Annotated in this window: 12 protein-coding genes; 4 read left to right on the forward strand and 8 right to left on the reverse strand. The window is 72.2% G+C overall.

Going from position 1 to position 20,616, the window contains the following annotated elements; translation table 11 throughout:
• Nucleotides 1–449 precede the first annotated feature (449 nt).
• A complete protein-coding gene (locus A6A06_RS33385; protein WP_073766612.1) occupies nt 450–3,584 on the forward strand; it encodes an NACHT domain-containing protein in 3,135 nt (1,044 codons plus the stop codon).
• A 9-nt stretch (nt 3,585–3,593) separates the two neighbouring features.
• Here the strand turns inward: A6A06_RS33385 and A6A06_RS33390 are convergent, their stop codons facing one another.
• Complete coding sequence (locus A6A06_RS33390; protein ID WP_073766614.1) at nt 3,594–5,084, reverse strand: MFS transporter; 1,491 nt, start codon at nt 5,082–5,084, stop codon at nt 3,594–3,596.
• 125 nt (nt 5,085–5,209) lie between these two features.
• Here A6A06_RS33390 and A6A06_RS33395 point away from each other — a divergent pair, with 125 nt between their 5' ends.
• The 3 genes from A6A06_RS33395 (at nt 5,210) to A6A06_RS33405 (ending at nt 9,231) form a co-directional block, all read left to right on the forward strand.
• Nucleotides 5,210–5,686 carry a MarR family transcriptional regulator gene (locus tag A6A06_RS33395; RefSeq protein WP_199931368.1) on the forward strand — a complete coding sequence of 159 codons (477 nt, stop codon included), beginning with the start codon at nt 5,210–5,212 and terminating at the stop codon, nt 5,684–5,686.
• 320 nt (nt 5,687–6,006) lie between these two features.
• Nucleotides 6,007–8,739 carry a M4 family metallopeptidase gene (locus tag A6A06_RS33400; protein ID WP_073766618.1) on the forward strand — a complete coding sequence of 911 codons (2,733 nt, stop codon included), beginning with the start codon at nt 6,007–6,009 and terminating at the stop codon, nt 8,737–8,739.
• 252 nt (nt 8,740–8,991) lie between these two features.
• The gene (locus A6A06_RS33405) at nt 8,992–9,231 is read left to right on the forward strand and encodes a chaplin (protein WP_073766620.1); all 240 of its coding nucleotides are present in this window, start codon (nt 8,992–8,994) and stop codon (nt 9,229–9,231) included.
• A gap of 159 nt (nt 9,232–9,390) precedes the next feature.
• Here the strand turns inward: A6A06_RS33405 and A6A06_RS33410 are convergent, their stop codons facing one another.
• The 7 genes from A6A06_RS33410 to A6A06_RS33440 form a co-directional block, all read right to left on the reverse strand.
• Nucleotides 9,391–9,855: an SDR family NAD(P)-dependent oxidoreductase gene (locus A6A06_RS33410; protein ID WP_274535908.1), complete on the reverse strand. Its 465-nt coding sequence runs from the start codon at nt 9,853–9,855 to the stop codon at nt 9,391–9,393.
• Between the two features lie 144 nt (nt 9,856–9,999).
• On the reverse strand, nt 10,000–11,091 hold the full coding sequence (locus A6A06_RS33415) for a glutamate--cysteine ligase (RefSeq protein WP_073766624.1): 1,092 nt from the start codon (nt 11,089–11,091) through the stop codon (nt 10,000–10,002).
• Nucleotides 11,092–11,237: 146 nt separating this feature from the next.
• Nucleotides 11,238–12,224 (reverse strand): 2,3-diaminopropionate biosynthesis protein SbnA, encoded by a 987-nt coding sequence (gene sbnA / locus A6A06_RS33420; RefSeq protein ID WP_073766626.1) that lies wholly within the window; start codon nt 12,222–12,224, stop codon nt 11,238–11,240.
• 79 nt (nt 12,225–12,303) lie between these two features.
• Complete coding sequence (gene sbnB, locus A6A06_RS33425; RefSeq protein WP_073766628.1) at nt 12,304–13,422, reverse strand: 2,3-diaminopropionate biosynthesis protein SbnB; 1,119 nt, start codon at nt 13,420–13,422, stop codon at nt 12,304–12,306.
• A complete protein-coding gene (locus tag A6A06_RS33430) occupies nt 13,419–14,423 on the reverse strand; it encodes a TauD/TfdA family dioxygenase (protein WP_073766630.1) in 1,005 nt (334 codons plus the stop codon). The genes sbnB and A6A06_RS33430 overlap by 4 nt, the downstream gene beginning before the upstream one ends.
• 171 nt (nt 14,424–14,594) lie before the next feature.
• Complete coding sequence (locus A6A06_RS33435) at nt 14,595–17,786, reverse strand: non-ribosomal peptide synthetase (protein ID WP_073766632.1); 3,192 nt, start codon at nt 17,784–17,786, stop codon at nt 14,595–14,597.
• Between the two features lie 16 nt (nt 17,787–17,802).
• A complete protein-coding gene (locus A6A06_RS33440; protein WP_079194536.1) occupies nt 17,803–20,415 on the reverse strand; it encodes a Pls/PosA family non-ribosomal peptide synthetase in 2,613 nt (870 codons plus the stop codon).
• Between the last annotated feature and the right edge of the window lie 201 nt (nt 20,416–20,616).

The raw sequence follows: 20,616 nt of genomic DNA on the forward strand, positions 1-20,616 counted from the left end.
GCGGGGCAGCCGCGCCACGCCGGGCGCGATCACCACCAGGGGCCTGTTACGGCCCGCTCCCGTGTACGGCGTCTCAGGCCGGGCCATTCACCCGTGCGCGGATCGCGGCCGCGCGGGAATTCTCCGTTCCGTGCCCTGTGACCCATCTCCCGTTGACACCGGTCACGGCTCACGGAATGCCGCACGCCTCCGCAGGCTTGCTTCGCCCCGCTCCCTGTGGGCCCATCCGCAGGAAGTACCTGGCTCGGAGTACGTACGGCCGTCCGCACAGCGCGATTCGGCTGCGCTACTTAGTACAAAATGCAACGACAGCGCGGCAGAGCACGAGCGCACGTGAACGACGGCTGCCTACCGCCCCTGCACCTGCCGCCCCGCCCCCGCGCTCCGCCATGATGGCGGTACTGGCCTGTCCACACACGGCGACGCCGGGGGGTCCTGTGCCCAGGGGGATGAGTTACGCGGACGCGGTACGGCTGCTGGGTGGCACGGACCACCCGGCCGTGGCGGTCCTCGACCGGCTGACCGGCGGCGCCCTCCTCGTGGCGACCGGCGGCGGGTCCGAGCTGGCGGTCAGCCTGTTCGACGCCAAGGGCGAGCTGACACAGCTCAGCCGGTCCCTGGTGTCCGGGCTGGCGGAACGGGCCCGCGGGCTGGGCCGGTTCGACCGTACGCAGCGGCTGGCCGCGGCACACGCCATCGTCGTGCTGGCGGCGTACTTCGACACGGTCAAGGAGCTGGACCTCCCCTTCGACCGGCGGGAACTGACCGCGACCCGGGCAGAGGCGGTGCTACTGGCCACGGGCAGCGCGCCGGGCACCGGCCGGCTCGCGTCGCTGGCGGACGAACTGCTGCGCGCCGAGGTGCCGGTGCCCGCGCCGCAGCGCCCGTACGAGAGCGAGCTGCTGGCGCTGGAGGGGTTCTACCGGGCCCTCTCCGACCGGCTCCTGGAGTGCGTGTCCGGCTGCGCGGCGTGGAGCGACGCACCGGAACGGGACCGGGAACGGGTGACGGCAGGTCTGCTGGAGACGACGCCCCCGCGGGCGGTGTCCGCCTACGAGATCATGTACCGGCGCCTGGCGGCGCAGTTCCCCGAGGTCGCCGTGTGGGTGAACCTGGTCGACCACCAGGCGACCCGCCACGAGATCCGGGACCTGGGCCGTACGCTGCGCCAGCTGGAGGAAGCCGTGGTCCGGGCGGCCGACGAGCAGGCCGCCGCACGCTACCTGGCGCTGAACCGCGCCTCCCGGGCGGCCATGGACACGCCGCTGCTGGCCCTGGAGGACCTCCCGGAGGGCCTGACGGTTCCCACGCTCGGCGAGGGCTACCTCACCCCGGACTTCAAGATGGCCGCCTTCGGTCCCGGCGACCGGCTGTCCGACGAGCACTGGTGGGACGACCGGCCCGTCCACCACGACCTGCAAGGTGCCCTCGCGGGCCTGCTCACCGCACCGCAGACCGTGCAGGCCCCGCTCCTCCTGCTGGGACAGCCGGGCTCGGGCAAGTCCGTGCTGACCCAGGTCCTGGCGGCCCGGCTGCCCGCGGAGGAGTTCCTCGTGGTCCGGGTGCCGCTGTCCGCCGTACCCGCCGACGCTTCGGTCCAGGACCAGATCGAGACGGCGGTCCGCGACGCCACCGGGGAGCCGGTCTCCTGGCCCGAGGCGGTGCGCACCGCGCCGCGGGCGCTGCCCGTGGTCCTGCTCGACGGCTTCGACGAACTCCTTCAGGCCACCGGCGTGCACCAGTCCGACTACGTGCAGCGGGTGGCCGCGTTCCAGCGTCGCGAGGCCACGCACGGGCGCCCGCTGGCCGTGGTGGTCACCAGCCGTACCGCCGTCGCCGACCGGGCCCGGCTGTCGCCCGGCGGTGTCGCCGTACGGCTGGAGCCGTTCAGCGAAGCGCAGGTGACGCGGTGGCTCGGCCTGTGGAACCGTACGAACGCGGCGCACTTCCGCCGCCGCTCCTTGCGGCCCCTGCCACCCGGCCGGGTGCTCGCGCAGCCCGAACTGGGCAGCCAGCCACTGCTGTTGCTGATGCTCGCCCTGTACGACGCCGAGGACAACGCCTTCCAGGTCGAGGACACCGACCTGGCCGGCTTCGACCTCTACGACCGGCTGCTGGCCCGCTTCGCCGCGCGCGAGGTCCTCAAGCACGAGCCGGCGCTCGCGGACGAGCAGTTCACCCGCGCCGTGGAGTCCGAGCTGCTGTGCCTGTCCGTGACGGCCTTCGCCATGCTCAACCGCAACCGTCAGTGGATCACCGAGGCGGAGCTGACGGCGGACCTGGAAGTGCTGCTGCCGCAACGCACGGGCCCCGTCCGCCCCGCCGACCTGCGGGCCGCGCTGACGCCGGGCCAGGTCGTCGTCGGGCGGTTCTTCTTCATCCACCGCGCGGAGGCGACGCGGGACGGCGTACGGCTGCGGTCCTTCGAGTTCCTGCACTCCACCTTCGGCGAGTTCCTGGTGGCGCGCCTGGTGCTGCGCGAGCTCCAGGACCTCGTCGGCGCCGCCCGTGCCGGCGTCTCCCGCGCCCGCCCGGCCGCCCCCGACGACGCCTTCCTCCACGCGCTGCTCTCGTGCGAAGCGCTGTCCGTCCGCGCCGCGACCCTCGCCTTCCTCGGCCAGGCGCTGGGCCGGCTGCCGGCCGAGCAGCGCACGACGCTGCGCCCGCTGCTGCTCCAGCTCTTCCAGTCCGCCCTGCTCGCCCGCCAGGAGCACACCTTCGACGGCTACCGGCCCGCGTCGCTCCCCGTACCGGCCCGGCACGCCGTCTGGGCCGGCAACCTCCTGCTGCTCCTGGTCCTGCTCGGCGGGGCGGTCCAGGGCCGTGAACTGTTCCCGGAAGGGGAACCGGCACACCACTGGAACCGGCTGATGACCCTGCTCAAATCGCAGCTCACGGCCGAGGGCTGGGACACGTTCGGGCGCGCCCTCTCCCTGGAACGCACCTGGCTGGAGGACCTCAAGGACATCCGCGTCCGCTGGTCCCTCCCGGACTACGAGGCGGCACACGTCCCGGCGCCCGCGGTCGACCCGTACTGGACCTACGGCATGGCGCCCCTCAGCGAGCAGCGGGGCCACCTGTCCTGGATGCGCGGCGGGCACGAGCCCCTGCGCCAGGAGACGTTCCTGCTGTGCGACACGGACCGCGACGTCCTCCAGCACGCCCTGGAGCCGCTGTGTGAGGCCGGACTGGGCTACAGCATCACCGACTTCACCGGCTACTGGGAGAGCCACTGCCTCTCGGCGGCGAACGCCCTGCTCGCACTCTGGACCGCCCAGCACGAGGACGCCGACGCACCCCAGCCCTCGGACCTGCACCGGACGGCCGTCACCATCGCCCTGCACAGCCTGCCCGGCGCGGAACCCGAATTCCAGGACTTCATCGAACGCTATCTGCGCACCGTGCTCCACCAGTGGCGGGCGATGGGCCGGTATCCGAGCGAGGAGTGGGTGGAACGGACGATGGCGCTCATCCGCACCAACTACTCCGGCAACACCGCGGGCCAGGAGCTCGAACGCCAGGCGCGGGTGCTCTTCGCCCCCGAGGAGCACCCGGAACCGCCCTCCGGCTCCCGGCCCGGGTGACGCCGGGAGTCATACGGCGGCGTGCTGTACGTCGGAGGGCGCATCGCCGGTGACGCCGTGCTGCTCGTCCTCCGGACGGCCCTTCCTGGGGAGCAGGAAGGTGACGGCGAGGAACGCGACCAGCAGGCACGCCTGAGCGATGAGCGCGTGCTGGAAGCCACGGGTGAAGTCACCGGCCGCGGCGCGGGCGAAAAACACGGACCCGAAGACCGCGACGCCGACGGAGCCGCCGATGGACTGCACCGCGGACAGTACGCCGGAGGCGGAGCCGATCTCGCGGTCGTCGACCGCGGCGAGGATGAAGCTGAACAGAGGGGCGATCACCATGCCCGCGCCGACACCGGAGACCGCCACGCCCGGGGTAACGGACCAGACCGAGAACGACGCCGAGGAGAGACCGTCGAGCTCGAACCAGAGCAGCGCCGCACCGGCGAGCTGGACCAGCGGGCCGATCTGCAGGACCGCACGGCCGATCCGGTCCGCGAGGACCGCGCCGCTCACCGCGCCGCCGATCGCCGTACCCACCGCGAGCGGCAGGTTGCCCAGCCCCGCGTCGCCGGCGGTGAAGTGCCGGCCGATCTGGAGGAAGAGCGTCAGGACGAGCTGGGTGCCGACGAGGCCGCCGAAGAACAGGGCGATGCCGCCGAGCCCGACGGTGAAGGCGGGCTTGCGCAGCAGGCCCGGGGTGAGCAGCGGCTCCCGGCCCGCCGCGGCCGTACGGCGCTGCTGCAATGCGAACAGCGCGAAACCGACGGCCGAGGCGGCCATGCTCAGCCACGTCCACAGCGGCCAGCCGTCCTCCTGGCCCTGGTTCAGCGGCAGCACCAGCAGCGCGCAGGACGCCGCGACCAGCCCCGCGCCGGCCAGGTCGACCCGCACCGTGCGGTCGCCCGCCTTCTTCGGCACGAACTTCGCGGCGACGGCCAGTGCGGCGATGCCGACGGGCAGGTTGACCAGGAACACCGACCGCCAGCCGAGGCCGAAGAGGTCGCCTTCGACGAGGAAGCCGCCGAGGACCGGGCCGATGATGCCGCCCAGGCCGAGGACGGGACCGAAGATGCCGAAGACCTTGGTGAGCTCGGATCCGGCGAAGTTCTCCCGCAGCAGGCCCAGCCCCTGCGGGAGCAGCATCGCCCCGGCGGTGCCCTGGAGCAGCCGGAAGACGATCAGCGACCCGGTGTCCGGGGCCAGTGCGCACAGCAGTGAACCGGCCGTGAAGGCGGTCAGGCCGGTCAGGAACATCCGGCGGCGTCCGTAGCGGTCACCGAGCCGTCCGCCGAGTACCAGACCGGCTCCCAGGGCGAGGGCATAGCCGCCGATCACCCATTGCAGGCCCACGGTGCCCATGCCCAGGGACTCCTCCAGGGCGGGGCCGGCGACGTTGACGATCGAGGCGTCCAGGAGGTCCATGACTTCGGCGGCGAGCATCACCACCAGGATCAGCCATCGCCACCGGTAGGGCTCGGTGGCCTCGTCGTGGGTGGGGGACGGGTCGCGCATCCTCAATACCTCCATCATGAAGTAATTCCACGATGAAGGTAAAGTGGGGGCGATAGGTTGTCAAAGAGAGCCGCCGCGGACCACGTGGCAGGAGAGAAAGGTGGCGAGCCTCCGTGGAAGACGCGATGCGCGAGACCATGGCGGCGCGGCGTGCGCGGCTGATGGAAGGGCTGCGGAGCTACGGCGGCCACTACGCCGAACTCAGCCGGCGCTTCGCCGCCTGGCTGGGCCTGCACTCCACCGACGCGACCGCGGTCCTGGAGATCGCCGCCGCCGAGGAGCGGGGCACCCCGCTCTCACCAGCCCGTCTGAGCGAACGCATCGGACTGTCCACGGGCGCCACCACCGCGCTCCTGAACCGCCTCGAAGCGGCCGGGCACATCACCCGCACCCGCGAACACTCCGACCGGCGCGTCGTCACCCTGCGCGGTGGCGCGCACATCCAGGAACGCGCGGACGAGTTCTTCGGCCCGCTCGCCCACCGCCTGGACGCCGCGATGTCCCCCTACCCGCCGGAGCTCCTGGAGCGTTTCGAGTCCTTCCTCACCGACCTGAACGCCGCCATGAGCACCCACCTCGCCGAGCGGGACACGGACGCCTGACCGCCCGGGACACGAGGGCCCGACCGCCCGGGGCACGAGAGCCCGACCTCCCGGCCGCCGTCACGCCGTCACGCGTCCGGAAGTCGTCCACCGACTTGCCGGATTCGTTGTCGGGGTGAACGGGGGGCCGCTTGCATGTCCCTGTCCACAACAGTGACGGCTGCCGGGCACGGGGGCAGACGGCGAGAGGGGTCACCTTGCGTGAGCGCAGAGCACGTGACGGACGGGCGGAGCCGGAGAGACCGGACGGTCCGGGAGGGTTACGCGGGCCGCGTGGAGCGGCCGGGACACGGAAGGGTTTCGCCGGTGCGGCGGCGCTGATGGGCGCCGCCGCACTGCTGATTCCGGCGGTGCCCGCAGGAGCGGCGCCCGCGGCACGGCCGGCCGCCCCCGGTGAGGTGGTGCCGGGACAGCGCACCGCCACGCCCGCGCTGGTGGACGGCATCCGGGAAGCGGCCGAGGCCACGGGCAGCCCGGCCGACGCGGCGCGCGGACACCTCGCGGCGCGGGAGGGCCGATACCACATCGGCGATCCGGGTCGCGACCTGCGGACCGTACAGACCGTGGACGCGGGCGGCCACGAGATCGTGCGGCTTCAGCAGAAGCACCGGGGCGTGGACGTCCTGGGCGGGCAGTACGTGGTGCGCATGGAGCACCAGGGCGGCGAGCGGGTCGTCACCGGCACCTCCGGGAAGTACTTCACCGGGCTGCGGACCGGCGTCGAACCCGCGGTGGACGGGGCCCTGGCCGTCGAGCGGGCCGTCGACGCGGCCACGGACCAGCTCCTGAACCACCGGCTGCCCCGGCCCGACGCGCAGCCGCTGACCGGCACCGACCGCGGGCTGGTCGTCCTCCCCCGGGGCGCGGGCGTGCTCACCCGGCACGTGACCGTACGCGGCACCCACCCCGTCACCGGCGTTCCGGTGCTGCACGAGGTCTACGTCGACGCGCAGGCCGGGTACCCGGTGCTCCAGTACAGCGGGATCAAGACGTTCCGTCCCCCGGAGACCGGCACGGCGGCCCCCGCGCCGCAGGGCAGGCGCGCCGGAGCGAGCGCCCTCCGCGCCGAGGAGCCGGGTGTCAAGGGCTCCGGAGTCAAGTACGACGGCAAGACCGTCGAACTCCCCGTCGCCTACGAGGAGTCGCGCACGGCGTACGTACTGCGGGACCACACCCGGATGGCGGGCACCAGCAAGAACACCCTGTCCACGTGGGACGCGCGCGGCAAGGACGTCGGCGACGTCTCCGGGCCGTGGCCGTACGACATCCTGGAGTTCGCCTCCCCGACCCCGGCCTTCGGACCGGAAGCCACCGAAGCGGGCGCGGTCGACGCGCACTGGGCCGCCGGCAAGGTCTACGACTACTACCGGGACCGGCACGGCCGCGACAGCCTGGACGGCCGGGGCATGGCCGTCAACTCGCTGGTGGGCGTGACGCAGTCCGGGCAGCCGTACATCAACGCCTTCTGGGACGGCTCCAAGATGGTCTACGGCGCCGGTGACGCGGAGTACCGCACGCTCTCCGCCGGTCTGGACGTCGTCGGGCACGAGATGACCCACGGCGTCGTGGAGCACTCCGCCAACCTCGTCTACGCGGGCCAGTCCGGCGCCCTGAACGAGGCCGTCGCCGACTACTTCGGCAACGCCATCGAGACGGACACCTACGGCATCCCCATGGACAGCCCCGACTCCGGGCTGCTGGGCGAGACGCTGTGCCGGACCAAGCCCCCGGGCACCTGCGCGACCCGCGACCTCAACGACGGCCGGACCACCTCGAAGTCCTTCCTCGGAGTGTCGCTGGCCACCGACAACGGCGGCGTCCACCTCAACTCCACGATCTTCGCGGGCGCCCTGTGGGATCTGCGCGAGGACCTCGGCCAAACCCTCGCCGACAAGATCGTCTACAAGGCGCTGACCGAGTACCTGACGCCGCTGGACGGCTTCACCGAGGGCCGCGCCGCGGTGCTCGCCGCCGCCCGCGACCTCCACGCGACGGAAGCGCAACTGCGCACCGCCGAGCGGGCGTTCAGCGCCCACGGCGTCGTACCGGGCTGGGAACTGGCGATGGGCGTCGACTCCGACCCGCTCCTGGGCCGGATCAACACGGACGGCTCCTCGACCGGTGCGGGCGGCGGCTGGTGGGCGGCGTCCAAGTCCAACGAGGTCGGCACCGAACCGTACTCGGTGTGGGCCGGGCGGGCCGACGGCACCGGAGCGCTCAAGCTGATGAGCCCCAACGACGGGCGCTACCACGTGCACCCGGCCACCGACGGCAGAACGGTGGTGTGGCTGGCGTACCACCGCAGGTCCATGGACATCCTCGCCCGGCCGATCGCGGGCGGGCCGGTCAAGACGCTGTGGTCGGGCCGGCGGGGCGCCTCCGACCTGCGGGTCGAAGGCGACGTGGTGGTGTTCGAGACGCGGCCCCGGCCGGTCGGCGAGAGCGTACGGTACGTACGGCTGAGCGACCCGACCGCGGTGAAGGTGAACGACGAGCCCGGCCTGCGCACCGTGCATCCGTCCATCGCGCACGGCCGGATCGCCTACGGCACCATCCGCCGGGACGGCCCCACCCGCATCTACGGCGTGGAGACACTGGACCTGAAGACGGGCAAGCGCACGCAGATGGGGCAGCTCGGCACCCCCGCCCGCATCGGGCAGACCGCGATCACCGGCAAGCATGTGTTCTGGCTGGTCCCCACGGACGACGACTCGGGCCGTACGGCACTGCGCCGCGCCGGTCTGGACGGTACGGCGGTGACGGACCTCAGCCCCGGCGACGGCCCGGACGCCCTGCGCGCCTCCGAACTCGTCGGCACGGACGAGGCGGTGACCGTCACCGCGTCGACGCCCGACACCGTGTACCGCAACGAGACGCTGTCCAAGCTGTGGCAGTTCTCGGCCGACAGCGGTCAGCGGTCCCGGGTGTCCTGCAACCGCGGCGAACAGGCATGGCCCGCCATGCCGGGCGGCCGTCAGGTGGTGTGGGTGGACGGCACGGCCGGCTACACCGACCTGGTCACACGGACCCGTCCGGCCGGACGCTGCGGCTGACACCGGGTGAACGGGGCGGGCAGCCGGTGCTTCGCCGGCTGCCCGCCACGACGACCGCGGGGGCCGACGCAGACAATTAATACGCTGATTCGATTCACCCTAAATAGAGTGAACACCTTCCGTTTTCAGCGACAAACGACGCCGCATCGGGTTGATTAGGGGGCGGCGGCCCACCAGCCGCGGCGGCGGGCACCGTGCGCTCTCCGCCAGGCCGCCTGTCCTTTTTTCTCAATGTACGAGGAGCAACATTCCATGTCGCGTGTCATCAAGACTGCCGTCGCCGCCGCGGGAACCTGCGCCATCCTCCTGGGCGGCGCGAGCCTCGCGACTGCCGACTCCGGGGCCCAGGGCGCGGCGCTGAACTCGCCGGGCGTACTGTCCGGCAACACCGTGCAGGTCCCGGTCCACGTGCCGGTCAACGCCTGCGGCAACACCATCAACGTCGTCGGCCTGCTCAACCCGACCTTCGGCAACACCTGCGTCAACTCCTGACGTTGACCATCTGACGCGCCCCGCCACCGAGCGACACGGCGCGCAAATCCCCGGTGCGGGGCGGCTGGATGGCCGCCCCGCATCTTTTTTCTGCCCGGACGGTTCCGGGCCCCCTGCGTGATGCGCCTGCGGCGCCCCGCGCTTACCCCGACTCCCGAATCACGTACCCGGCGGCGGCAGTCGTGTGGGGTTTTCGTTGGTGAGTATGCAGTCCATCCGGTGTTTGATGTGTTCCTTGTATTCGGGGTGGGTCAGGACGTAGAAACGTTCCTCGTGAATGGCGCGTACCACCTCGTTGCCGATGGTGCGGGGTCGGGTGCCGAACTTCTGGAAGGAGTGGCGTGCCTCGTCGGCCGACCAGCCGGGCGGAATCGTGCCGGCGTCGGAGAGGCGGGCCGGGCGGTTGCGCTGGGAGAGGTAGATCTTCGTGTCGACGAGGCCTGGGCACAGTACGGATATCCGTGGCTTGCGGCCGCCCTCGACGAGTTCGAGGTGGACCGTCTCCGACAGGGAGACGACGGCTGTCTTCGTCGCCCCGTAGAGCGAGCCGCCCGTCAGCAGGCCTGCCAGGGACGCGGTGTTGACGATGTGCGCTTCCTCGTTCTGCTCGATCATGAGCGGCAGGAAGGTGTCCGATTCCGCTCGCGGCGCCGGTGACGACGGCGGTCTTGTCCCTCAGATCGTCCATGTCCCCTCCGATCATGGCCGAGCCGCATCGGCCCCGAGACCGGAGTCCGTCCGGCGCCAGGCCGTCGGCCGTCGCCCCCGTCAGTCGAGCGTGCGGCGTACGCACTCGGTGACCACGCTCCGCAGGCTGCCGGTGCTGCGCAGCAGTTCCCGCTGGACGCGGGCGCCGTTGCCGGTTTTCAGCAGGGTGGCCAGTGCCTCCTGGGCGGGCACGAGGTCGCCGCTGTCGTCCAGGGCGTCGCGTACGTGGTCGAACAGTGCCCGTACGACGGTCTCGGCCGGGGCCGGACGCATCGTGACGGGGTGGATGAGCTCGTCTTCCAGCCCCGACCGGGCGGCCCGCCAGGTCGCCAGGCGCAGCATCGCGACGGTGTGGCGCGCGGGCGGGACGCCGTCGTGCCACTGGCGTACCGCGGTCTCCACCAGGCCACGGATCAGGGTGGCCAGCAGCACGGTGGTGGACGGGTCCAGGCACACGTCGGCGACCCGGGTCTCGACGGTGGGGTACGAGCGGGACAGGCGCGCGTCGAAGTAGACCATGCCGTCGTCTTTCAGTACGCCGCTGGCCGTCATCTCGCCGATCTGCTCGTGGTACCGGTCGGCCGAGCCGAACACCTCGACCGGTCCGGCCGAGGGCCACCGCCCCCAGACCCGGTTGCGGTAGCTGCTGTACCGGCTGTCCTCGCCCTGCCAGAACGGCGAGTTCGCGCTCATCGCCAGGAGTACGGACAGCCAGGGCCGCATCCGGTCGAGCGCGGCCACGCCCTCGTCGTCGGAGTCCACGGAGACGTGGATGTGGCAGCCGCACGTCAGCTGTTCCTGGGCCGTGAGGCCGAAGTGTTCCGCGAGCCACTGGTGGCGCTCGCCGCTGCCGATGGTCGGGCTCACCTCCAGCGGGGAGGTGGCCAGGGCGGCCACCGACGCCTGGACGCCCTCGGCGTGGCGCGCGGCCTCCGCGCGCCACCGCCGGATCTCCTTGGCCAGGCCGCCCATGTCCGTCTGCGGCCGGGTGGCGAACTCCAGCTGCTGACGGTGCAGCTCGCTCTCGAAGACCTCCTCGTTGCCCAGCGGGTCCCGCGAGGCCGCGGCGAGGACCGCCGCCGACAGGGCACGTGGCTCCCCGGTCCGCGCGTCCACCAGCAGCAGCTCCTCCTCCACGCCCACACTGCGCACGCCGTCCGCCCTTCCTCCGCCTCCGGGATGCCGCTCGCGTACCCCGGCCCCGGCCGCTCACGCCCCGTGGCTTTCCGGGTGCCGGTCAGCCTATGGCCGGGGCGCTGGACGGCGGCGGAGGCGGAGGGCGATACGGCGTACGCGGGTCACGCCGACCGTGCGCCGGTCAGCCCGTCGGCGGTGAGCAGGTCCTCACCGTAGAGGTCCTGCAGCCAGTTGGACTGGTAGACGGTGTCGAGGTAGCGCTCACCGAGGTCGGGCGCTATGGCGACGGCGGTGAGACGGTGCGGGCGGCGGTGGCGGCTGAGCCAGTTGGCGGCGCCGCTGACGACCGTGCCGGTGGAGCCGCCGAAGAGGAATCCGCGTCCGGCCAGGCGGTGGCAGGTGCGGATGGTGTCCGTCTCCTCGACCCGGATGACCTCGTCGACGAAGGACGCGTCGAGCAGGTGCGGCGGGACGCTGGTGCCCAGGCCGGGGATCATCCGGCGGCCCGGTGCTCCCCCGAAGGAGACCGATCCGACAGTGTCCACCGCGATGACGCGCACCGGGCGGTGCCAGTCGCGGAAGTAGCGGGCGCAGCCCATGAGCGTTCCGGTGGTGCCGGCGCCGACGAACAGGACGTCCAGGTGCGGGAACTGGCGGGCGATGGCCGGTGCCGTCCTGCGGTAGTGGGCCCGCCAGTTGTCGGGGTTGGTGAACTGGTTGAGCCAGACGTAGCGGTCGTCCGAGGCGGTCAGGTTGCGTACGTAGTCGATGCGCGCGCCGAGGAAGCCCTTGCTGGCGTCCGGCTCGGTGACGACGTGCACCTGGCTGCCCAGCGCCTCCATCATGCGGCGGGCCGACAGGTTGCAGCGGGCGTCCGTCACGCACAGGAACCCGTATCCCTTGCTCGCCGCGATGATGCTCAGTGCCACGCCCAGGTTCCCGGACGAGGACTCGACCAGGGTGGCTCCCGGTGTGAGCACGCCGTTGCGTTCCGCGGCCGCCACCATCTCCGTCGCGGCCTTCAGCTTGATCGATCCAGCGAAGTTGAAACCCTCGCACTTCAGGAAGAGCGGGTGCCCGAACGTCGCCCGCAGGTCGACGTAGAGGTCCTCCTCGTTGAAGTCCAGGGGTAAGGATATGACTGGCACTTTGTTCCCCCTCGTTCTGCAGTGCACGCAGTCGTTCATCCGGTCCGGCGCGGCCGGTTCCTCTGTACCGGCGCCGCGTTCATCCGTACCGGCGCAATTCGTGGAAGAAGTCGTCGATGACGTGCAGGCCGCCGGAGCGCGCGACTTCGTCGTGGACGAAGGCGCCGACGGCCAGGTCGAGCACCCCCAGGCCGAAGGGCGAGAAGACCACCGTCCGGTCAGCGGGCACGCGTACCCGGCCTGCCAGCACGTCCGCCAGGGTCCCGTCGAGGAAGCCGCGGTGGCCGGTGAGCTGTTCGGCCAGGTGGGGCGAGGTGTCCGCTTTCAGGCAGTGGTCCACGTCGTCGACGATGTTGGCCGCGGCGAGCAGGATCTCGGGGGCCAGGTCGCGCAGGGATATGTGCAGCACCAGCGGGTGGTGCGCGAACCACGACGGGTCGCTGACGTGCGGCCGGGAGGCGACGGTGGCGAAGACGACGAGGTCGCTCGTACGGATCAGCTGTGCGGGGTCGGTGTGGACGGTGACCTGGGCGGGAGCGGGAGCGGGGTCGGTCGCGGAGGCCGGTGACGGTTCCGGGGGCGCCTCCCGCGACGATTCCAGGTACGTACGGAAGCCCGCCGCGCTGTCGGGCGACACGTCGTACACCCCGATCGCGTCGAACTGCCAGCCGGTCGCGGCCAGGAAGGTGTGGATGTAGCGGGCGATCAGGCCGGTGCCGAAGAAGCCGACGCGCCGCGGACGCGGCCGGCCGCGGCTGAGCCGGTCGGCTGCCGCCGCCGCCGAGGCCGCCGTCCTGGTGGCGCTGATGATCGAGCTCTCCAGGCAGGCGTACGGGTACCCGGTGGCGTGGTCGTTGAGGATCAGTACGGCCGAGGCCCTGGGCAGGCCCGTGGCCACGTTCCGCGGGAAGCTGGAGATCCACTTCAGGCCGTCCACCGGTGCGCGCCCGCCGATCGAGGCGGGCAGGGCGATGATCCGGGAGTCCGGACGGTCGGGAAAGCGCAGGAAGTAGGACGGCGGGTTAACCGTGCCGCCGGCGCCGTGCAGCCGGTAGGTGTCTTCGACCAGCTGGACGATCTGCCGTTCGCGGCCTCGCAGGGCGTGGTGGACCTGGGTGCCGGAGATCACCGCGAAGGGCGGCACGGTGTGCGCCTCGTCCGGTCCGGCGGGCGCGCCGGTGGGCCGGGTGACGGTCATGACGCGACCGCCCGGGTTTCGGGTACGCGGGCGGCCAGGTGCACCGCGTCGGTCATCGCCACGAGCACCTCGCGGGGCCCTTCGTAGGGCTCCCTGCTGTGGGCCGTACGGACGTTGTCGACGAGCATCAGGTCACCCGCCTGCCACGGCTCGTGTGCGGAGTGGGCCGCGTAGACGGTGTTGAGCAGTTGCACGACGTCCTCGCCGATCGGGTCGCCGCCGCCGTAACGGGTGTTGAACGGCAGCGCGTCGGCGCCGTACACGTCCTTCAGGTACTCGCGCACTTCGTGCTCCATCGTCCATTCGTTGAGGAAGGCGATCTGGTTGAACCAGCAGCGGCGGCCGGTGACGGGGTGGCGCAGCACGGCGCTGCGCCGCTGCCGGGTGCGCAGGCTGCCGTCCGGCTGCCAGGCGAAGTCGATGGCGTGGCCGCGGCAGTAGCGTTCGACGGCGCGGCGGTCGTCGGTGCCGAACGCCTCGGTGAGGGAGGCGCCGATCTCGTCGTTGTAGCTTCGGGTGAGCAGCCAGCCCTCGCGTGCGAAGCGGTCGGTCAGCTCGGCGGGCAGCGCGTCCAGGACGGCCGAGGCGTCGGCGACCGCGGTGGCGCCTCCGCTGTCCGGGGCGGTGAGGCAGGCGAAGAGCAGCAGGCCGGGGGCCGTGAGGGTGTAGCTGAGTTCGTGGTGCATACACATCGGCTGGTAGGGCGGCCACTTCGCGGAGGAGTACACGCCGTCGGAGTACTCCCGCCGCGGCGCGAAGGCTTCCCGCTCCGTCAGCAGGCCGGTGGCCAGGTGCCGGAAGACGGCACCGGTCTGGTCGGCGTCGCGCAGCCCGAGACCGCGTACCAGGACGGCCCCGTGCTCGACGGCGAGGGTGCGCAGGACGTCCCGGTATCCGGCGGCCCAGCTCGCCGCGTCGCCGGTGGGTTCGGCCAGGAGGACCGGGGGCGTGCCCGGGAGCAGGTTCACGTCGAGTGGTGGGGTGGGAGACGAGTGGGGCATCGGAGGCCCTTTCGGTTGTGGTGGCGGGCGGCCGCCGGGCCGTGGGGCCTGGCGGGCGTCTCTTCGGAGGCCTGACGGAGGCCCGTCGGGTGCCTGGCGGGTGCCTGGCGGGTGCCTGGTGGATGCCTGGTGGATGCCTGGTGGATGCCTGGTGGCGGCTTTCGGAGTTGTTCAGGACGAGGGGAGGAGTTCGGTGGCGCGCAGAACCGCGCGCGCCGTACCGTCCGGCCGGGTACGCGGGAAGCAGTGGCCGCCGGTCGTGAGGACGTACAGGTCGACGTGCTCGGCCAGCAGCCTCCAGTCGCGGTACCGCCTCCGGAAGCCCGCTGTCCGCGGGTCGTCGGCGGCGATGACGACGGTGACCGGCGTGGACAGCCGGGCCACGGGTGGAGCGGCCGCGGCGGAGTCGGCTTCGCGCTGCCCCGGCGGTTCGCCGCCGGTGGCGCGCCCGTCGTGATCGTCACCGGGCAACCGCGCGCCGATGAACAGCCGTCGGACATCCGTGCCGCGCTCCTCCAGCTGCCTGGCCGCCTCCACGGCGTACGCGGCTCCCGACGAGTGGCCCCACAGCAGCAGCCCGGCCGGACCGAGCCGGACGATGTCGGCGACGATCGGTTCGACGGCTTGCTCGACGAGCCGGGCCGGTGACACGTCCGGGCCGGTCGGCGCTGCCGCGCCGGGTCCGGGCAGCTCGGCTCCGTAGACGGCCCGCCCGCTCCCGCGCAGCGCGTCGGCCAGCGGCTGGAAGGCCGCCGCTCCGGCGCCCGCCCAGGGGAAGCACACCAGGACTTCGTCGTGTGCGCCGTCCGGTCCGGTCAGCGGCCGCAGGAGTTCCGTACGCGACCGGGACCTGGTGTCGAGTACCTCCGCCAGGTCGGCGAGGACCGGGTGCCGGGTGACGTCCTTGAGGGTGACCGCGCGGTCCAGGAGGATCGCCAGCTTCACCGCGGCCAGCGAGGTGCCGCCCCGGTCGAAGAAGTGGTCCCGGCGGCCCACCCGGGTCTGCGGGATGCCGAGGGTCGCGGCCCATGCGGTGGCGAGCCGCCGCTCGGTCGGCGTCTCGGGCGTGTGGCGGTGGCCGCCGTCCGCGTCGTCGAGTTCGCCGGCGAGCGCGGCGAGGGCCTTGCGGTCGGTCTTGCTGTTGGCGGTCAGGGGCAGTGCGCCGCCACGCCAGTGGAAGGCGGAGGGCACCATGTACGCGGGCAGCGACCGTGCCAGCCGGCTGCGCAGCGCGTCCGCGCCGAGGGACCGCGGGCCGCAGTAGAAGGCCACCAGGCGCGCCCCCTGGCCTGCCCGTTCGGTGACGACCACGGCGCCGTCGCGGACACCGGGCACGCGCAGCAGGGCGTTCTCGACCTCGCCGGTCTCGATCCGGAAGCCCCGGACCTTGACCTGGGCGTCCCGGCGGCCGAGGAACTCCAGCTTGCCGTCGGGCCGCCAGCGCCCGAAGTCCCCGCCCTGGTAGAGGCGTTGGCCCGGTCGGTGGGGGTCGGTGCCGAAGCAGGCGCGGGTGCGTTCGGGGTCGTTGACGTACCCGCGGCCGACGCAGACGCCGGAGAAGACGATCGCGCCGGGGGCGCCGAGCGGGACGGGGGCGAGGTGCTCGTCGACGACGTACAGGCGTACGTTGCCGACGGGCGGGCCGAGCGGGACCCGCGTCCCGTCCGGCGCGCGGCGCATCACCTCGTGGTTGGTGTCGTCCGAGGTCTCGGTCAGTCCGTACGCGTTGACCAGGGCGATGCCGGGCTGGGCGGCGAACCAGCGCTGCGCCAGTTCCGTCTTCAGCGCCTCGCCGGTCGCGGACACGTACCGCAGGTCGGGCAGTTCGCGGGGGTGCTGCTCCAGGTAGGACAGGACGGCTTCCAGGTATGACGGTACGACCTGGAGGACGCTCACCCGGCCCTCGGTGATCCGGTCGACGAACCGGGGGACGTCCAGGATCGCGTCCTGGTCGACCAGCAGGGTGCGGCCGCCGACGAGGAGGGCGGCGATCAGCTGCCACAGCGAGATGTCGAAGCACTGGGGTGCGGTCTGGGCGACGGTCCGTCCCGCGCCGATCTCCAGGTCGTCGATCTTGGCGTAGAGGTGGTTGAGGAGGCCCGCGTGCTCGCACATGGCGCCCTTCGGCTCGCCGGTGGAGCCGGAGGTGAAGTAGATGTAGGCGAGTTGGCCGGCCGTGACACCGGTGCCCAGGTTGCTCTCGGCGTCGGCGTGGTGCTCGGCGTAGGCCGTGTCGACGTCCAGGCGCCGGACCGCGGGCAGCGCCTTCAGCGCCTGGTCGAGAGTGGTGGTGCTGCCGCGTTCGGTCAGGACGAGGGCGCAGTCGGCCCGGGAGAGGACGGTGGCGATGCGGTCGGCGGGGAAGTGCGGCTCGATGGGCAGGTAGACGCCGCCCGCCTTGAAGACGGCGAGGACGGCGGCCATCCAGTCGAGGTTCCGCTCGGTGACCACCGCGACGACCCCTTCGCGGCGCAGGCCCCGGGCCAGCAGGGCCCGGCCGAGCTGGTTGGCGCGTGCGTTGAGCTGCCCGTACGTCCAGCTCCGGTCGCCCTGGACGGCCGCCACGGCCGCCGGGTGTGCCGCGGCCCGCTGTTCGAAGAGTTCGTGTGCCCGCAGGTCGGGCAGTTCCCTGCGGGGTCCGGCGAGTTCTTCGAGCTGGTGGTGGAGTTCGGCGGCGGAGAGCAGGCTCTGCCGGGTGTGCTCGGCGTGCGGGTCGGCGGCGATCAGTTCGAGGGCGGTGAGGTGGTATCCGCTGATCCTGGCGGCACATGCCGCGTCGAGCACGTCGGTACGGTGGCGCAGCCGCAGGGTGAGACGGCCGTGACGCAGGGCGGCACCTGCCGACAGGACGACGCCCGTGGGGAGTTCACAGGTCGGCGGGACGGCCCCTGCGGCAGGTTCGTGATCGGCATCGTGCGGATCGAATACCGTCTCGAACAGCGGCTCCGCCGAGCCCAGTTGACGCGCCAGTTCGTCGACCCGGAAACCCTGGTGCGCCAGCAGCCGCGACTCGGCCCGGCGGGTGTGCAGCACCAGGGCCCGCCACGAGCCGGGGCCAACCGTCAGCCGGCAGGGCAGCGGCCGCCCGTCCGCCGTCGCGGCGTAACCGGTCGTGACCTCCGGCTCGCCGGTCAGCACGGAGAGGACCTTGGCGTGCGCTGCCAGCAGTACGGTACGGAGCGGCACCTCCAGGTCGTCCGCGACGCCCTGCAAGGCCGTGACGAGTCCGGCCGGGACCACGGTCCGGTGCTCGGCGCGGCCCGGTACGGGGTGGTCTGTCCACCGGGGGACGGCGGTGAAACCGCCGCCGTCGAGCACGCCGCGCCAGTACTCGCGGTCGGCTTCCTCTGCTGACCGTGCCATCGGCCTTCCTCCGCTCTCAGTCCGTACGCTCTGGGTGGTGTGCTGCCGGTGCGCCGCCCGGCCGGGCCGGTGCGCCGCCCGGCCGGGCGAGTGCGGCGGCCTCGGACGGAAGCCGGGCGGGCCGGGGGCGCCCGGCGGGCATCTCCCTGGCGGGATTGCCGCCCCAGCACGCGTTCACGGGCACCTCCTCGCCCTTCATGAGGAAGGAGTCGGGCGCGAGTTCGGCGCCGTCGCCCACCGTGACGCCGTAGTGGACGAGGGCCCCGATGCCGAGGGTGCAGCCGTCTCCGAGGGCGGTGCGGTCGGCCTTGAAGGTTCCGTCCTCCTGGGAGTGGCACTGGATGGCGCTGCCCGCGTTGAGGGTGCAGTGGTCGCCGATCGTGACGAGGGAACGTTCCGACATGCCGCAGCCGTCGTCGTACAGCCGCCGTCCGAGCCGTACGCCCAGCGCCCGCCAGAACAGGCTCTTGAACGGAGTGCCGTTCAGGAAGCGCAGGGGCATCGCGTGGAGCTTCCAGAAACGTTCGTGCCGCCAGAAGTACGGCGTGTAGATCGAGCAGTACCGCGGCGTCTGCCGCCGGAACCCGTTGACGGCGCGTTCGACGCCCACGGAGTACGTGACGGAGAAGAGCAGCGCGAGGACGGACGCCGACGCGACCGCCACGGCACCGAACGTGTGGTAGAGGTCGGCTGCGGCCCAGGCGATCAGGGTGAGGACGTACACCTGCACCCACCGGACCAGCAGGTACAGGCCCATCGAGCGCAGGTTGTAGACGTTCTTGGCGGCCAGGTGGCGCCGCAGCGCGTCCCCGTTCCGCAGGTGGTCGAACGCGGCGTCGCGCTCGACGGACCGTGGGATCTCGAAGCAGGGCGAGCCGAGGAGGCCGACGCCTTCCCGGACGGGCCCGTCGAGCGGGACCGCGACCTTCGTCGCGAGGAGGCAGTTGTCGCCGGTCCGGCCCCGCGGCGGGTAGAAGACGGCGTTGCCGAGGAAGTTGTGCGGTCCGATCGCGACGTGCGAGAGCCGGAAGGAGGTCCGGGAGTAGTCCGCGTTCATCAGCGACAGGCCGTCGGCGATCATCGTGCCGGTGCCGACCGAGCTGAGGTACGGGGATTCGTGCTTCACGCCCGTACCGAAGTTCGACCCCGTCTGCTCGACGTGGGACAGGTCGTACCCGAGGCGGCTGAGGTAGCCGACGATGTAGGAACTGTCCCCGAAGAGCGTCGTGAAGAACTTGACGTTGGTCATCCGCGCGATCGTGCGGTGCAGCGAGTAGTGGAGGCCGTACATCCGGTAGGCCCGGCCCGGTTCGATGACGAGGTGGAGCAGCCGGGGCACCGTGACCACCACGAGCAGACCGGCGGCCAGCGCGCCGAAGAAGAGCGCGGACGACGCCGCCAGGGCCTCGCCGTAGAACGACCAGCTCGTCAGGGCCAGCGGGCCCGAGTCCAGGAGCGCGGCGAGCCGCGGTACTTCGGCGAGCACCATGCCCACCCCGCCGAAGGCCAGCGGGAGATAGACGAGCAGGGTGCTCAGCAGTTGGAGGACGGCGTAGGCGGCGCGCGGTGTGCGGAGGCCGGGCTCGTCGAGCGTCCGGTAGTCGAGGTCCGTGCGCTGCGCGGGCGAGCCGTGCCAGTGTTCCCCGGCGGGCACGGCCTGGCCCGTGTGGAGGGACGAGGCATGGCCCAGCTGGGCCCCGTCGCCCAGCGACGTACCGATGTCGAGCACCGTCGCCTCGCTGACGAGCACGTTCTCGCCGAGGACGACCGTGCCGGTCCGGATCAGGCCCGCGTGGGCCCGGTAGCAGGTGAGGTACGCGTCCTTGCGGATGACCGTGCCCTCTCCGATGGTCAGCAGGTCGGTGCAGACGGGCACGTGTTTGGACAGGATGGTGACGTCCCGTCCGATCGTCGCGCCGAGTGCCCTGAGGTAGCCGACGTAGAGCGGCGAGCCGGCGAAGAGGACCAGCGGATTCGACTGGACCAGCGTCCTGACGACCCAGAAACGGAAGTACGCCGGGCTCCAGACCCGTAGCTCGCGCGGCGTCCACCGCCCGACGAGCACCCACTTGGCCAGGACCGGGAAGGCGCACAGCCCGAGGAAGACCGCGGCGCCGAAGAGGGCCGCCCGCACGTAGATGCCGCCCACGCCCGACGCGGCGGACAGCCAGTCGTAGCCGCGGACGGAGACGACGGCGGCGATGTAGGAGTAGCCGAGGAACGTCAGGAGTTGCAGGGTTCCGCACAGGACGTACGCGGGTGTGCCGACGGGGCGCGGGGGCGGCGGCTCGGACGCGGCTGCCGGGGGCGGCGGCGAGGTGGCGGAGGTCCCGTCCGGGGCCGGGGGCGGCGTGCTGTCGATGAGCGCCGCCGCCAGACCGTTGATCGTCGGGTGGCGGTAGATGTCCCTCATCGACACCGACGGGAGGCCGGCGCGTTTCCTGACCCGGGCGCAGAAGTGGGCCATGACCAGGGAGTCGGCGCCCAGGTCGGTGAAGAAGTGGGCGTCGGCCGGGACGCGGTCGACGCGCAGGACGTCGGCCAGCACGTCGGCCAGCACCGCGGCGGGGGCGGCGGCGCCGACTGCTCCCTGTGCTCCCGATGTTTCGGCTGATGCTGCTGATTCCATTGATGGTGCCTCGACGGATTTTCCCACCACGTGAGCTCCTCGGAGTAGCGGCGTAGCGGACTTCCGGGACCCGGCGGGTCGGACCCCTCGCCGATGCGGGCGTGAACGGGAAGGGAACACCGTGAAAATTCACGTAACACCCGGAAGGACTACCGCGGACCGTTCCGTGCGAAGGGGGCCGTAGGCCGTAGCGGCGGTACG

It is taken from the genome of Streptomyces sp. CB02923 (assembly GCF_001905005.1).
GTDB lineage: Bacteria > Actinomycetota > Actinomycetes > Streptomycetales > Streptomycetaceae > Streptomyces.

What these genes read in the sequence shown, in the direction of transcription:
- A6A06_RS33385 (WP_073766612.1), top strand. Translation starts at nt 450, where the DNA reads ATGAGTTACGCGGACGCGGTACGGCTGCTGGGTGGCACGGACCACCCG.
- A6A06_RS33390 (WP_073766614.1), bottom strand. Translation starts at nt 5,084, where the DNA reads ATGCGCGACCCGTCCCCCACCCACGACGAGGCCACCGAGCCCTACCGG.
- A6A06_RS33395 (WP_199931368.1), top strand. Translation starts at nt 5,210, where the DNA reads ATGCGCGAGACCATGGCGGCGCGGCGTGCGCGGCTGATGGAAGGGCTG.
- A6A06_RS33400 (WP_073766618.1), top strand. Translation starts at nt 6,007, where the DNA reads ATGGGCGCCGCCGCACTGCTGATTCCGGCGGTGCCCGCAGGAGCGGCG.
- A6A06_RS33405 (WP_073766620.1), top strand. Translation starts at nt 8,992, where the DNA reads ATGTCGCGTGTCATCAAGACTGCCGTCGCCGCCGCGGGAACCTGCGCC.
- sbnB (WP_073766628.1), bottom strand. Translation starts at nt 13,422, where the DNA reads ATGACCGTCACCCGGCCCACCGGCGCGCCCGCCGGACCGGACGAGGCG.
- A6A06_RS33430 (WP_073766630.1), bottom strand. Translation starts at nt 14,423, where the DNA reads ATGCCCCACTCGTCTCCCACCCCACCACTCGACGTGAACCTGCTCCCG.
- A6A06_RS33435 (WP_073766632.1), bottom strand. Translation starts at nt 17,786, where the DNA reads ATGGCACGGTCAGCAGAGGAAGCCGACCGCGAGTACTGGCGCGGCGTG.
- A6A06_RS33440 (WP_079194536.1), bottom strand. Translation starts at nt 20,415, where the DNA reads ATGGAATCAGCAGCATCAGCCGAAACATCGGGAGCACAGGGAGCAGTC.